Source organism: Desulforapulum autotrophicum HRM2 (assembly GCF_000020365.1).
In the GTDB taxonomy this organism is placed as follows: domain Bacteria; phylum Desulfobacterota; class Desulfobacteria; order Desulfobacterales; family Desulfobacteraceae; genus Desulforapulum; species Desulforapulum autotrophicum.
On record NC_012108.1, the window covers coordinates 2,248,590 to 2,262,987 of the forward strand.

Below are 14,398 nucleotides of genomic sequence, written 5' to 3' on the forward strand. Positions count from 1 at the left end.
AAAACCATGAAACCAGGCGTATTTTTAACCTTTGATGTGGAGTGCAGCATGGGAGGCGCATGGGGGACCAACCTGAAACCCATTCCCCCGTCAAGGGGTATGATGGGACAGTATGGGGATAACGCCTATGGTCTTCCTTTGATTTGCGATATCCTGAATCGTTATGACATAAAGGCCACATTTTTCCTGGAGCCGTTTAATGATGAGCTCGGCTATCCCGGTGAGACGGAGCCGATCTGTCAATACCTGGTGGACCATGGCCAGGATGTTCAGTTGCATATCCACCCGGGCCATTATCACTATGGGTGTTATTTGTCAGGCAAACCCTATAAACAGACGGATCAAATTGCAGATTTGTCTCCTGAACTGCAAAAGCAGATTATACATGAAGGGGCTGACCGTTTAACCCAATGGACCGGTAAAAAACCCATTGCCTTTCGGGCCGGAAATATGGGGGCATCTGAACAAACACTTAAAGTTCTGCCGGAGACAGGAATCTGGATAGACAGCAGTTATACCTTTCCCTATGTGGGGGGGCAATGCCTTTTTCCTGACGGTGATCGGTATAATGGCTCCAAGTGGTATGGGGATGTCCTTGAGGTTGCATTGTCTGGGTTTCAGCAGCCGGACTGGCCTGGGTTGTACCCGAGTAAACCCGTGGATTTAATGGGGTCCTGCTTTGAAGAATGCCGGGATGCAGTTCAAATGATTTGTGATGCCGGTGGGGATGCGGTTCTTATTTTGCACAGCTTCAGTTTGTTCAAGGTCAAAGATAAACAATACAACGGCGGAAAACTGAACAGGATTGTAGCCAGGCGGTTTGAGAAATTTTGTCAATGGCTGAACACCCATGGAGAAACGTATCCGGCTCGCACATTCAGCGAACTTGGGCAGATGGTTGAGAATGGGGGCTATAAACCGATATCCGTTGAACCCTGCACCATTAACCGCCCGATCCGGGCATTGACCCGGAAAGTGATACAGGGGTTGAATAATTTTTATGTTTTTTAGCTTAAATTGTTTTGAAGGGGGATTATGATTCCTATTATTGCCAGAAATATTTTTCGATTGCAGGAGTTGCTTCTGGGCCGTCCAAGTTTTAAAATCCTCAGTGAGCTGAATAAAACCCAGTGGTGGTCACAGGATCAGCTTGAAACACTGCGTGTTGAAAGGTTGAAAAACTTAATTGCCATTGCATATGAACATACGCCCTATTGGAAACAATTAATGGATTCAAGCCAGATTCATCCGGGTGATATAAGGTCTCTTGGGGATCTTAAACACTTTCCCCTATTGGAAAAAGACACTTTGCGTGAACGGCGGGAGGATATGGTCTGGAGGGGGGAGGGGAAACGTCTCCAGCTTGTCAGGACCAGCGGTTCCACCAATGAGGCCCTTGAGTTTTATACCTCTTCCAGCCGGGAAGCCCACATCAATGCGGCCCGCATGAGGGGCCATGAATGGGTTGGCATTCGCAGGGGTGAAAAAGAGATGTATTACTGGGGTTCTCCCGTTGAACTCAGCAAACAGGATAAACTAAAACATTTTCGAGACTGGCTGGTCAATGATGGGTTGAGCAATGGGTTTGAAGTGACCAGGGATCGGGTCAGGCAATATGTTGAGCATTGGCTCGCCTGGAAGCCCAAATGTATTTTTGGTTATCCAAGTACCTTTGTTTTAACCGTTGCCATGTGCAAGGAAATGGGGCTGGATCTTAAAAAACTTAAAGATGCAGGACTCCATGTGATTGTGACAACCAGTGAAATGCTGTCGGATGTGGACCGGGAAATCATCAGCCAGGGATTCGGGGTGAAGGTTTATGATTCCTTTGGCTTGCGGGAGGGCGGCCTGATTGGACATGAGTGCGAACACCAGACCATGCACTGCATGGATGAGCAGGTCATACTTGAAACCATCAATCCTGAAACCCTTGAACCCACAAAGGGAGAAGGGGAGCTTGTGGTCACCAATATTGTGGGGGCGGCCTTTCCCATTATCCGCTATCGCACGGGTGATATTGTTACCCTGTCAAATGAAAAGTGTGCCTGCGGTAGGTCTTTATCCTCAATTAAAATCAGTGGCGGACGGGCCGTTGAATTCATCGTTACCAACCAGGGCAAATGGGTGGTGGGCTATTCATTTATCTATATTGCCAGATCAGTTAAGGGAATCGTGAAATTCCAGGTGATTCAGGAAAAAATGGGTGAAATATGTGTTCATCTTGCTGTGGATAATAATTTTCCTGAAAACGGGATGGACCAGGTAAAAGTCCAGGTGCAGAAACGATTAAACAGTGATGACAAGATAATCGTAGAGATTGTTGATGATATCAAACCTGCACCATCCGGGAAATACAGACCGGTGATCAGTAAGGTGGCAGAAGAACTTTTTCGGAATAGATCTTTTTCATAGCAGTTCTTTTCCTAACAGTTCCAGTCCAGCATACTGGCCAGTTTCTTTTCAATGGTCCTGGGGCCCACAGGTTTCCATCCACGACGGCGATATACGATGGCTTTTAAAGACTGGAGGATTGTTTTGAACTGGATTTCAACCCGGATGGGGGGATTAAACCTGAAGGGTTCCATTCTACTGATGTTTTTTATTGCACGCTGAACCCCTGCATAAATTTCAGCTTGGGCCATTTGGGGATGTTTGCTCAGGGCGCAGTTCCTGCCCAATCCTATTTTAGTGGCAATGGTTTCAATCCATGGCATGGATTTTAAGGCTTCATCGCAGCCATGGTTATCACTTGCAACAAAGATTAGAGGAACATCCATCTCTCCTGCCACGGAAGCGTCAAGTGCCATTTCTCCAACAGTTTGCCCGTTTACACGGATGTTTTTATAGGCGTCAGAGCTGTAGGTGTGGGCAAGCACCGCATCTTTTGTTCCCTCCATGGCATGGTAGCCAATCATCAGGACACCGGTAAAGGTTTTATCAAGACCTGGGAATCTGCTTCTAAATCCTTTGCCCAGAAGAATCTGGCACCGGGGGTCCAAATCGTCGATTAGCAGATTGATTCCCTGGCCATGGCTGTCCCAAACGATTACTTGATCGGCACCTGCATCAAACAAGGCACTGGCTGCGGCATTTGTTTCAAAAGTCGCCTGCTTACGTGCAAACATAAAATCACTGGAGGCACTCAAGGCTTTTCCAGGATTTCCCACCACACAGGCTGGCCCTTCGCAGTCAACCGCTATCACAAACTTCATCAGCGCCCTCCTTTATTCATTCAATCCAAAACAAAACGGGAATCAATAATGTCTAATAGAAGATTTTCAGGTGTTTGTAAATTTATTCTTATAATACTTTTATTGGTTTCAACAAATGCATTTGCCCTTGGTGCTGACGAAATTGTTGTTTTAGCCAATATGAATGCCTCTGGAAGCATGGGCATTGCGAAATATTATATGAAAGAACGCAGCATACCAGAGGAAAATCTGATCAAACTGTGGATAACAGATAAAGAATGGTGTACCAGGGAAGCGTTTCAACAAAAGGTTGTTATACCCGTCCGTCGTTTGTTAAATGAAACCCATGGGTTTAAAAAAGTACGTTGCCTGGTAACCACCTATGGGCTTCCCCTTAAAGTCTCTCCACCGGAAATGTCCCAGGATCAAAAAAATCTGGTAAAGAGTCTTAAGGAAAAACGATATGCTTTGGGCAAAGAAGCGGAGAAAATTCCAAAGAAGGATGCTGAAAAACGTGGGAGGATACAAAAGGAGTTGAAAATACTTTCAGATCGTATTCTGGCCATATCAAAAAAAGACTATCGTTCCTCGTTTGATTCTGATGACAGATCCATCCATCATGCAGCCAGGGGGCTTAGAGATAAAAAACAGTTGAAAGTTGTGGTGGATGACAATCAAACGCTTTTTCAGCCGGGTGATTGCCCGGATGCGGCCCTTTATTGCGGATGGTATAGTCATCATCAGTACATCGACGCATTTAAATGGGTACCGGGAGCAGTGGGATACCATATTGCCAGTTCTGAATGCAGTACCCTGAAAAATGAAAAGAGCCAGGTATGGTGCAAAAAAATGATTGACAACGGTGTTGCTGCCACATTGGGACCAGTGGGAGAGCCTTATTTACAATCTTTTCCTGTTCCGGAGATGTTTTTTGGTCTGTTGGCTGAAGGGCACCTTTCCCTGGTGGAGTGTTATACCTTGTCATTGCCATATTTATCCTGGCAGATGGTGTTGATTGGTGATCCCCTTTACACGCCTTTTAAGGTTCAATGAGCCTTAGGACCGCAAATTTTATAAAGTGAACGAAATTCCTTGCTCTTTGGCCCATCTACCTCGTTGCACCAAAGGCCCAATAGGTCAGCTATTGCACCTTTGATGCGCCTTGTATATGAGCCAAAGTCCTGCGCAATTTCGGGTCACTTTATTTCATCTGCGGTCCTTAGCGAGATGAGGAGATAAACTTTTCAGCAGCAGTTGCAAGCAGTTCTGACCTTTTTAATCCGTGTTTTCCTCTGTATTCGTCTATATCTTTTAATAGAGACTCGGGAAACATCACATTAAATCTCTTTTTAGGTTTATTGGCTTTTTGAATTTTTGGTTTTGGAATTGGTTTTCCGTGTTTTTTTGCTGTTTCAATCCATAGTCGTTTTGCAGTTTCAACTTCCCACAAAGCTTCTTCCGGGGTTTTTCCAAATGCGGAGCATCCTTTGAGTTCTTCGATCTCAGCAATATAATCTCCGTCTCCTTCGGGATCGGGAAAAATTTTTACAGTGTATCCCATAACATGGCCCTGGGAGAGCAAATTATCGAAATTACCAAAAATGGTATTTCCGATAATTTCGGATATGCGGTTTTGGCTCACACCCATTACGTACTTTCATATGGGGTCAGGCTTGCATTATTGCACTTTTGTTCGGCTTAGAAAGGGGGCAAGATATTGTCAAAAAAACCTACATTTCAAGCACTGGCACTTGATCACTCCTTTTCATTTTTTAAATGTGGATTACGCCTTTTGATGTCCAATAATTTTTTTTGTGAGTAGAAATGCACCTGAAACTTCTATCGACTGTTGGACTCTCCTATGCTGTGTTGCTGGTCTATGCCAGCCTGATGCCCTTTGATTTTTCATTTGATGCGGAAAAATTTACTACCTATTTGGGATCTTTCTTGAACCATTGGCCCTTGAATCCTGATGCACGTATCAGCGGGTCAGATATTGTCAGTAACCTTGCTCTGTACGTCCCATTGGGGTGGATAATTGCTGTTCGATTAAGACTTGATAACAGGGGGATGTTATTGTCCATGATAACATCCGGCATGGTCTGTTCAATCATCAGCCTTGGTGTTGAACTTTCACAAACCTTTATTGTCTCTAGAATTTCAAGTGCTTCTGATTTATGTCTGAATACCATTAGCGGCGGCGTTGGTTCTGCCATGGGTGTGCTTTACGGTAAGGCATTATGGATCAGTGGAATTCGGTGGCTCAGGCAAAGTTGGGAATCCAGACCTGTTATTATTGCAGTCTTGATATTTGCAGGGCTTCTCATGGCAGATGCGTTTTCGCCATATTTGCCCACACTGTTGCTTAAACAGGTCTGGCAAAGTTTTGGAGATTCGCATTTTGATGTTGTTCAAGGATTTTTAATCCATCCATGGCATTGGTGGCTGGTTCAGCGATTTTTTGTATATTTGTTTTTGACACTACTTTTTGCCGGTTGCATAAAACACAAAAATGAGTTTAAAACGTTTTTATACGCAGCTTTTTTTGTGGCATTGTTTTCCCTTTTTCTGGAGATGGGTAAATGGTTTATCGTATCCAGATCATTTAATATTGCAAACCCCATGACCAGCTGGGCTGGTTGTCTTGCAGCAGTTTTGACTGGCTGGGCTTTCGAAGAAAGAATGTCTGTCAGAAAAAAAATGGATATTGCTATCTGTTTTTTATTTTTGTATCTGTTTTACCTTGCCTGGTTTCCATTTGATTTTGCCTGGAATCAGGATCGGATTCAGAATGTATTTTCGTCCCCCATAAAGTTATTACCCCTGTACGATTATGCCATGGGGGCAACGCTTAACCACGCAAGGCTTTTTATGCAGAGCCTTTTTTTGTTGGGAATACTGGTATATGTTTTAAGAGTACGATACAGGTGGTTTGAGAATCCAAAAACTGGGATATGGTTTGCCGCAATTTTCTGTGCTACCCTTGGTCTCCTACAGGAAGGTGGGCAGCTTTTTCTGTCGTCACGCACACCATCGGCCACGGATATTTATTGTTTTGCATTGGGAGGAAGTATGGGCGCATGGATCAAACGTCCATAGAAATTTAATATGAACAATCAAAATACCAAAAAAATTCGATTTGCAGCGGTCGGGGACCTTTTGCTGACTGCGCGGTCAAGTGATCGTCCCGGTCGCGGGATTGAAGCACTCGCCCCTGAAATTGTCAGTTTGTTCAAATCCTGTGATGTGGTTTTTGCCAATCTTGAATGTACGCTTCCTGGTAAAAAGATGATTCCTACTGAACCGCGTGTTCTTTCCACCGAGCATCAGGTGAGATCGCTTCAGGATTCCGGCATCGATATCGTGTCACTTGGTAACAATCATACCTTTGACTGTTTTGATGAAGGATTTCTTAAGCTCAGCGCTATGCTTACAGAAATGGGAATTAAATGGTGCGGGGCAGGACTGAACCTGGAGGAAGCCCTGAATGTTCCTATTATAGAAGTCAATGGTTTGAAAATTGCCTTTCTTTGCGTGGTGGATCGTTCAACTGGGCCTTCCAGCTTTGCTACAGAAGATGCAAGTGGCGTTGCCCCCCTTAAAACAGATGCCATTTGCAGAATGATTGAAGCGTTGAAATTGACAGTTGACCATATTATTGTTTCACCCCACTGGGGCATGGAGAGATTTCGGATTCCTTCGTTGCTACAGATTGAACAGGCGCATACTTTTGTCAATGCCGGAGCATCCATGGTTCTGGGGCATCACCCCCATGTGCTTCAAGGTATGGAATTTTACCATGGCGTACCAGTTGTGTATTCCCTGGGTAATTTTATTGCAAGTCACGTGTACTGGGAAAATGGAGAGTATCTGACCTGGAACAAGTTTGAGCGTACAGGATGCATCCTTTTGGCTGAACTGGATTCTACTTCTGTTTTTAATGTGGAACAGATACCGGTGATTGATGACGGCAACCTGGTTTCAATCGAGAAAACCCGCTGGGGTAGAAATTGTACTAATAAGGTGAATCGTCTTCTTGAAAAAGGCGTTACACAAAAAAAATACAAAAGAGAAGCTTTTTTTGTGGGAACGATTAAGCCGATTCTCTCTCGATTAAAATGGGCAAAGCTGAAACAGACACGTCCAAAGGACTTCAAGAAGTTGTTTCATCTCATTTCCAAGGGGGTGAATCAATGAATAGAGGCTTTAGGATGTTTTTTTCAAGAAACCCTTTGTTGCTGCTATTGGAATTGGTGATTCTCTTTTTTGTCTCTGGGTACGCTATTGCCGGAAATAACATTTTTTATATCGATGCTGATGGCGATGGGTATGGTGTTGGAACGGAATACGTTTTAGGGCCTGATGCAGATGATAATGATCCGGCAATCAATACACCGGACTCTGTGCTTAAAGGTTACCCGTCTTTAACAAATTTTTTAAAAAGTAAAGGATATGGTTCCAAGCGCATCATTTATATCTCTTCCAGAGGAAACGATGACACGGGTTTGATTGATGATATTCAAAAGCCTTTTTTTTCATGGGCTAAAGTTCGCAGCCAAATTAAACCGGGTGATACAATTATTTACCGGGGTGGAATCTATCGAGAACAGATCAGCCTGAAGAATATGAATGGAACGAAAGATGAACCTGTTACATTCATGGCTTATCCGGGAGAAGCGGTTTGGTTTGAGGATTGTGGGGGTTCTGGCAATTCTGCAGCCATATCAATAAAAGGCGGATCTCATATTAACATCCAGGGCATTATTTTTGATAATCCATCAAATTTTGGAAACGGAAATGGTGTCTATCTGAATGGAACCACCCAATATGACTGGACCCGGGTGCATGATATCAAGATAAAGAACATAGAGGTTAAAAATACAAAAAGTGGCGTGCGGGCCATGGTTAATATTCATAACCTGGTTGTTGAAGACAGCGTAATTCATGATACAAGTTCCCATAATATATATTTGGGAACAAGTGACGATAGTTTGCCCAATGGTGATATTTTAATTAAAAACAATTTGCTGTATCGTGGAGCCAGGGTTTATAATGGCCGTTTTTGTATCCAGCATAATGGTATTGTTGATCGACTGATAATTGAAAATAATATCTGCCATTCAAATCAAACTGGGGGCGGGATTTCCCTTGAAAATGGTGCTTCAAATTCCATCGTACGCAACAATTTGATTTTTAATAATTCCAAGATGGGAATCCAGTTATACGGCTATAATGCCAAATGGGGGGGGGCTTTTTCTAATAACCATATATTCAATAACACCATCTGGGTGGGAAATTACAGCCCAACAGGCGTTGAAGAGCCAAAGGATCATGCCGGAATTCTTTTAAAGGACAGCTCTGGCAGATTCAATATATTGGGCACGATAATTAAAAACAATATCATTTCTACTCAGTTTGGCTACCCTGTTCACATCTTCCAAGAAAATTTTATCGCGACAACGCTCATGGAGAAAAATATATTTTACCGCCAGAAAGGCAGAGAAGTTGTTCATGTGGGTGAAAATGCATATAAACTGGAAAGAATAGAAAAAGAAAGACCTCTGGTTCGAGATAATTTATTTGCTGACCCCAAATTTAAAAATGTTTCTATTCAATATTACAAAGAACCCCGGCTGTTTGACTTTGATATTTTAAATAATTCTCCGGCAATAGATTTTGGGTTAAATGTAAAATTAGAAAAAGATATTTCAGGTCACTCCCGTATCCCTGAAAAAAATGATTCTGGGTGTTATGAGTTTACGGCCGATAATTCTTCTCCTGTTTTTAAAGAAAATAAGGCATGTATCGTTTATGTAGATGAAAATAATCAAATGGATTTGGCTGCCACGGATAAGGACGGTGATAAGCTTTCTTTTAAATGCCGCAACCTTCCAGGAAATGCTCAAATGACGGGTTCACTTTTTCAGTGGAAACCTGACTTGAGCCAGAAAGGTGATACAAGGCTTTTGTTTAATGTGTCGGATGGTTCGTCTGAGGATCGAATTCTCGTCATGTGTCATGTCGTGGAAAGAAATGATGAAAGGTCTGATAAAACGTCCAAGAATACGGATGTTGAGCCTTTAGCTGAAAGAAAAGTTAAGGTTGTATCTAATATTAAAGACCTTAGAGATGCTGTTCGTGATTTAAAAGCAGGCGATGAACTTCTCATCGAGCCCGGCATATATAACGGCGGGTTTCGGGCCTGGGGGCTCCAGGGAACAAAAAGAAACCCCATTGTTATTGCAGGTAAGGATCCTGATGATCTGCCGGTATTCAGTGGCAGAGGAGAAGCCGTCAAACTTAGCAATGTGGCCTATCTAAAATTGAAAAATTTACGCATCAGCGATTTCACTGGCAATGGAATCAATATGGATGACGGTGGTAATCTTGAGGAACCATCCAACAACATTATAATCGAAAATATTTCCATCAAAGAAATTGGTCCAAAGGGAAATTATGATGCCATAAAAATGTCCGGTGTGGATGACTTTATCGTCAGAGATTGCCATATTGAAGGGTGGGGGGGATCTGGTATTGATCTGGTTGGGTGCCACCAGGGTATTATCCAGGCTTGCCAATTCCTGGGAACCCCAGGATACCGAACCAAGAATGCAATTCAGATCAAGGGGGGCTCACATAACATACTTGTTCAGGAAACTGTTTTTATAAACTGCGGTGAACGGGTGATTAATATTGGTGGCAGCACGGGAACAGCCTATTTTAGACCACAGCTGGTTGATTATGAGGCAAAAAATGTGATAATTGCCGGGAACCGGTTTATTGGTGGAAGCGCACAGGTGGCTTGGGTGACAAGTCAGGACACCCATGTTCATCATAATATTTTTTATCTTCCTGAAAAATATGTCGGCCGGATTCTTCAGGAGACAAAAAATAAGCTTTTCAAGCCCAGCCAGAAAGGTCATTTTGAGGCAAATCTTGTTGTTACTGATGAGCGCATAAGAACCTTTTTTAATGTGGGACCTCGCACAGCACCGAAAAGTTTTGTTTTTTCACGCAATGCCTGGTATCGGTTCAACTCCCAGGACAAACCCAAATTGCCCACCCGGGAAATTGAGGGAATTTATGGGGTTTATCCCGATCTGAAGGATTTTGGAACGGCCCAGATGAAGATCGATTCTAAAAACTCCAGGCTTAAAGATGTTGGGCCCAGGGCCTATGTCCCCTGGCATGTTAAAACAGATTTTGATGATGTGGAGATCCCCAGGATAGAGGCGGTATTGCCGGTTCCAGATAAAGGAGTGGACAAGCAATTGGTCTTGATTTGCGGGCTTTTCTCAATTTTTTTTATGATTATGGTGATTCGTTTTGTCAGAAAACGAAAATAGAAGGTAGGGATTAATTCATGGGGAAAAATATGCAGAATTCGCTTTTAGGCTTGATAGGAAATACCCCTTTAGTTGAAGTCAAACGGTTTAATGATAATCCCGAAGTTAAAATTTTAGCCAAACTCGAATATCTTAATCCAGGCGGTTCGATTAAAGACAGGGCCGCTCTTTATATGATAGAGCAGGCTGAAAAGAGTGGTGAGCTATAATGGACCCCATAATTTGAACCAGTTGCTAAGAGACACAACAAGTGCTAAAGCCAGGTTCAAATTTATACCGAAACAGGAGGTCCATGAGAAAGAGTTACAGCGGAAAACTTAAGGCAAAAATGGCAATTGATATGATTCGAGAACAAGAAACCGTGGCTGAATTATCATCCAGATATCAAGTTCATCGCTCAATGCTTACCAAATGGAAAAAAGAGGCAATAGAAGGGTTGCCAGAACTTCTTTCAAAGACAAAAAAGAACAAAAATGATGATGAAAATTTGATTGCAGGCTTATACATGAAGATCGGTCAACTCGAAGTAGAGAATGACTATCTAAAAAAAAAGGTTGAGGCAATTAGTAGCTGATAGAAGGCACCTGATAGATATAACCCACTCAGATATCAGCATTAACCGGCAATGTGAATTGCTGCAAGTTTCAAAAGGAGCCCTTTATTACCAACCAAGGCCAATAGATCCTTACACGCTTTTATTAATGGATCTAATTGACAAACAGCATACAATAACCCCTTTTTATGGGAGCCGAAGGCTAGTGGCCTGGTTGAAGCAGGAAGGACATCCAGTAAATCGCAAGCGGGTTCAAGGACTGATGAAAAAGATGAGGATTGAAGCCATCTATCCCAAGCCCAAATTAACCAGGAGGAATGAAGCACATAAAGTCTATCCATATTTATTGAGGGGTGTAAACATTGCAAGAATCAATCATGTGTGGAGTACAGACATAACTTACATTCGAATTGGTAATGGTTTCGTATACTTAACGGCGGTTATAGACTGGTTCAGCAGATATGTCTTGTCCTGGCGACTCAGTAACACCCTTGAAAACACCTTTTGTGTGGAAGTCCTGGAAGAAGCCTTAAGTATCGCTGAACCTGAGATTTTCAACACAGACCAAGGCTGCCAGTACACAGCGACAAATTTTTTGAAGGTTCTGACAGACCACAAAATCAAGGTCAGTATGGATTCAAAGGGCAGAGCACTCGATAATATTTTTGTGGAGCGCCTTTGGCGAACGGTTAAATATGAAGAGGTTTATTTAAAAAGCTACCAGAGCATGAAAGACGCACAAAGCTCATTAAAAACTTATTTGAATTTTTATAACAAAAAGAGGCTTCACCAGGCATTAGAATACAAGACCCCTGAGTCAATCTATTGTATGGCTAATGAAATGAAATAAAAGGAATTCTATCTGATTAGATTTGGGAGGCCAGCCCCCCAAGCCCCCCGGGATTTAACGCTTAAAGGACCAAAGTATGGAAAGGGCAGTGCGTGGTGTAACCTCACTGCCCCTATACTTCAGTCACCAACTGCGGCGCTCAGGTTGCTTCCCAGCATGGCCTTATCCTCCGAGCTGGCAGGGAAAGATACCAGGGAAAAATAAAAATTTAAAGACTTCTTTTAAAATGGTCAAAGGAGGTCAAAGCTCACGCATAAAAAAGGCATTTGGGTTGGCAAATTAAATTTTAAATGTAGCTTAAAAAAAGGGAGAATCGGTCTTGACATGGGGTCCACTTTAAGCTTTATCCGGGCAAAATTGTCATTGAGGCCACCAGTGGGAATACAGGGATTGGGCTTGCCCTGGTCTGTTCGATTAAGGGGTATAAGCTGGTTCTAACCATGTCTGAATCAGCCAGTATTGAAAGGCAGAAGATTCTGGAGGCAAGGGGGGCTGAGATCGTTTTGACCCCCAGCCGTTTGGGAAGTGATGGTGCCATTGAAGAGGCCTATCGCATGGCCCGGGAAAATCCTGACCTCTATTTTAATGTGGATCAATACAACAATGATGCAAATTGGAAGGCCCATTACCATGGGACCGCCAATGAAATTTTGGAGCAAACGGGTGGGAAAGTTTCTGTTTTTGTGGCGGCCTTAGGAACCGGGGGTACCTTGATGGGGACTTCCAGGCGGATGAAAGAGGTCAATCCTTTAATTGAAATCGTTGGGGTTGAACCGTTTCAGGGGCATAAAATTCAAGGCTTGAAGAATATGAAGGAATCCTATCCGCCTGGGATTTATGATAAAAAACGTATTGATACCATCATTAATATCGGTGACGAAGAGGCTTTTGAGACAGCACGTCAATTGGCCAGAAAAGAAGGTCTTCTTGTGGGCATGAGCAGTGGCGCAGCAATGGCTGGGGCCATTGCCGTCGCAAAGAGGATTGACAGGGGAACCATTGTTGTTGTCTTTCCAGATAGTGGTGAGAGATACCTTAGTACTGCTCTTTTTTTGCCAAAAATCCGAAGAGGCACCCTCAAGGTCCTTAATACGTTGACCCAGAAAAAAGAGTTGTTTAAACCCAATAAAAGCGAAAGCATCGGTATTTATTCTTGTGGACCCACCGTTCATGGCAGGATTCATCTGGGAGAAGCGCGACGGTTTGTTTTTTCTGATTTACTTTGTCGATATCTTGAATTTAGTGGCTATAAAGTCAACCATGTGATGAATATCACTGATCTTGATGATAAGATCATTGAAGCATCGGAAAAAGCCCATATGGATATGGATTTATTTACAGAAGAAAATATTATTCAATTTAAAAAAGATCTGGATTTACTTGGCATCCGAGATGCCACAAAATATCCATTGGCAAGCCTCCATGTTGAAGAGATGATAAGTCTTGCAGATAAAATTATTGAAAACGGGTTTGGGTATGAAAAATTAAGATCCGTTTACTTTGATGTTTCAAAGCTTCCATCCTATGGAAGATTATCAGGTGTAGATCTTGATAAAATGAATTTGGGAACAACGGTTGATCTGGATGATTATGAGAAGGAGGATCCCCGGGATTTTACATTGCTCAAGCGTGTGAAACTCAACGAGCTTAAAAAAGGTATTTATTATTCAACAAAGTGGGGAAATGTCAGGCCATCATGGCATATCCAATGCCCGGCCATGGCCATGAAGTACTTGTCTGAAAATTTTGACATACACACAAGTGCCCGGCATCTTATTTTTCCCCACCATGAAAATGAGATTGCCATTGCTGAAGCTGTCACTGGTAAATTGTTGGCAAATTATTGGATGCATTGTGGGCCGGTGATGTTTGAAGATAAGGAAGTTGATGAAAAAAAACGATTTTTAACAGTTGAGTTTGTTCTTAAAATGGGTTTTTCAGAAAGAGAGCTTCGTTATTGGCTGTTGTCAAGCAATTATCAGAGGTCTCTTCCTTTTTCAAGGGAACGATTGCTGGCCAAAAGAAAATCCTTAAAGCGGGTGGATGATTTTATCCAGGCACTCTTGAATGTGGAGAATGCTGATAACGATTCTGTTGTGGAAGATCTTGCCCAGGATACTATTGACGAATTTACAAAAGCAATGGATGATGATTTGAATATTTCAGTTGCTTTGGCTTCGATTTTTAAGACGGTTCGAAAGGGAAATAATCTGATCCAGAAAATGGAGATGACAGCTCAGGCTGCTGAAAATATCATCAATGCTTTTAAAAAAATAGATGCTGTTTTGAATGTTTTTTCCTTTGATCCGCCTTTTCTCGAGCAAGACACACAGGTTTTGATGGATAGAAGGAACGCCCTGCGTAAAGGAAAAGACTGGGAGGCAGCAGATCAAATTCGTGTTGAATTAGAAAACCGGGGGATTGAAATAAATGACTTGGGGGATTGAGAGATTCAATT

12 protein-coding genes are annotated in these 14,398 nt (G+C 42.7%); 10 read left to right on the top strand and 2 right to left on the bottom strand.

The genetic code is table 11. The features are described 5' to 3' along the window. Positions 1-6: 6 nt before the first annotated feature. Together HRM2_RS09920 and HRM2_RS09925 are read left to right on the top strand one after the other, a co-directional pair. A complete protein-coding gene (locus HRM2_RS09920) occupies positions 7-1,011 on the top strand; it encodes a polysaccharide deacetylase family protein (protein ID WP_015903881.1) in 1,005 nt (334 codons plus the stop codon). 24 nt (positions 1,012-1,035) lie between these two features. Continuing rightward, positions 1,036-2,412: a phenylacetate--CoA ligase family protein gene (locus tag HRM2_RS09925; protein ID WP_015903882.1), complete on the top strand. Its 1,377-nt coding sequence runs from the start codon at positions 1,036-1,038 to the stop codon at positions 2,410-2,412. An 11-nt stretch (positions 2,413-2,423) separates the two neighbouring features. Here the strand turns inward: HRM2_RS09925 and HRM2_RS09930 are convergent, their stop codons facing one another. Continuing rightward, a complete protein-coding gene (locus tag HRM2_RS09930) occupies positions 2,424-3,212 on the bottom strand; it encodes a M55 family metallopeptidase (RefSeq protein ID WP_015903883.1) in 789 nt (262 codons plus the stop codon). Positions 3,213-3,314: 102 nt separating this feature from the next. Here HRM2_RS09930 and HRM2_RS09935 point away from each other — a divergent pair, with 102 nt between their 5' ends. Further along, positions 3,315-4,244, top strand: a complete 930-nt coding sequence (locus HRM2_RS09935; RefSeq protein WP_049770432.1) for a TIGR03790 family protein — start codon at positions 3,315-3,317, stop codon at positions 4,242-4,244. Between the two features lie 166 nt (positions 4,245-4,410). Here the strand turns inward: HRM2_RS09935 and HRM2_RS27375 are convergent, their stop codons facing one another. Continuing rightward, complete coding sequence (locus HRM2_RS27375) at positions 4,411-4,752, bottom strand: hypothetical protein (RefSeq protein WP_232364243.1); 342 nt, start codon at positions 4,750-4,752, stop codon at positions 4,411-4,413. A 263-nt stretch (positions 4,753-5,015) separates the two neighbouring features. On the opposite strand from HRM2_RS27375, the gene HRM2_RS09945 reads away from it, so the two are divergent. The 7 genes from HRM2_RS09945 to cysS all read left to right on the top strand — a co-directional run bounded on the left by HRM2_RS09945 (position 5,016) and on the right by cysS (position 14,387). Further along, on the top strand, positions 5,016-6,290 hold the full coding sequence (locus tag HRM2_RS09945; protein WP_015903886.1) for a VanZ family protein: 1,275 nt from the start codon (positions 5,016-5,018) through the stop codon (positions 6,288-6,290). 9 nt (positions 6,291-6,299) lie between these two features. After that, positions 6,300-7,388 (top strand): CapA family protein, encoded by a 1,089-nt coding sequence (locus HRM2_RS09950; RefSeq protein ID WP_015903887.1) that lies wholly within the window; start codon positions 6,300-6,302, stop codon positions 7,386-7,388. Beyond that, a complete protein-coding gene (locus HRM2_RS25150) occupies positions 7,310-10,537 on the top strand; it encodes a right-handed parallel beta-helix repeat-containing protein (RefSeq protein ID WP_083776559.1) in 3,228 nt (1,075 codons plus the stop codon). The genes HRM2_RS09950 and HRM2_RS25150 overlap by 79 nt, the downstream gene beginning before the upstream one ends. Positions 10,538-10,554: 17 nt before the next feature. Next, positions 10,555-10,746, top strand: a complete 192-nt coding sequence (locus HRM2_RS09960) for a pyridoxal-phosphate dependent enzyme (RefSeq protein ID WP_015903889.1) — start codon at positions 10,555-10,557, stop codon at positions 10,744-10,746. Between the two features lie 83 nt (positions 10,747-10,829). Then, positions 10,830-11,111, top strand: coding sequence for a transposase (locus tag HRM2_RS09965; protein ID WP_015903890.1), 282 nt, complete (start codon positions 10,830-10,832; stop codon positions 11,109-11,111). Beyond that, positions 11,092-11,940 (top strand): IS3 family transposase, encoded by an 849-nt coding sequence (locus tag HRM2_RS09970; RefSeq protein WP_015903891.1) that lies wholly within the window; start codon positions 11,092-11,094, stop codon positions 11,938-11,940. Before HRM2_RS09965 ends, HRM2_RS09970 begins: the two co-directional genes overlap by 20 nt. A 356-nt stretch (positions 11,941-12,296) precedes the next feature. After that, complete coding sequence (cysS, locus tag HRM2_RS27380; protein ID WP_269719619.1) at positions 12,297-14,387, top strand: cysteine--tRNA ligase; 2,091 nt, start codon at positions 12,297-12,299, stop codon at positions 14,385-14,387. Positions 14,388-14,398 lie beyond the last annotated feature (11 nt).

What these genes read in the sequence shown, in the direction of transcription:
- HRM2_RS09945 (WP_015903886.1), top strand. Translation starts at nt 5,016, where the DNA reads ATGCACCTGAAACTTCTATCGACTGTTGGACTCTCCTATGCTGTGTTG.
- HRM2_RS09930 (WP_015903883.1), bottom strand. Translation starts at nt 3,212, where the DNA reads ATGAAGTTTGTGATAGCGGTTGACTGCGAAGGGCCAGCCTGTGTGGTG.
- HRM2_RS27375 (WP_232364243.1), bottom strand. Translation starts at nt 4,752, where the DNA reads ATGGGATACACTGTAAAAATTTTTCCCGATCCCGAAGGAGACGGAGAT.
- HRM2_RS09950 (WP_015903887.1), top strand. Translation starts at nt 6,300, where the DNA reads ATGAACAATCAAAATACCAAAAAAATTCGATTTGCAGCGGTCGGGGAC.
- HRM2_RS09960 (WP_015903889.1), top strand. Translation starts at nt 10,555, where the DNA reads ATGGGGAAAAATATGCAGAATTCGCTTTTAGGCTTGATAGGAAATACC.
- HRM2_RS09920 (WP_015903881.1), top strand. Translation starts at nt 7, where the DNA reads ATGAAACCAGGCGTATTTTTAACCTTTGATGTGGAGTGCAGCATGGGA.
- HRM2_RS25150 (WP_083776559.1), top strand. Translation starts at nt 7,310, where the DNA reads ATGGGCAAAGCTGAAACAGACACGTCCAAAGGACTTCAAGAAGTTGTT.
- HRM2_RS09965 (WP_015903890.1), top strand. Translation starts at nt 10,830, where the DNA reads ATGAGAAAGAGTTACAGCGGAAAACTTAAGGCAAAAATGGCAATTGAT.
- HRM2_RS09925 (WP_015903882.1), top strand. Translation starts at nt 1,036, where the DNA reads ATGATTCCTATTATTGCCAGAAATATTTTTCGATTGCAGGAGTTGCTT.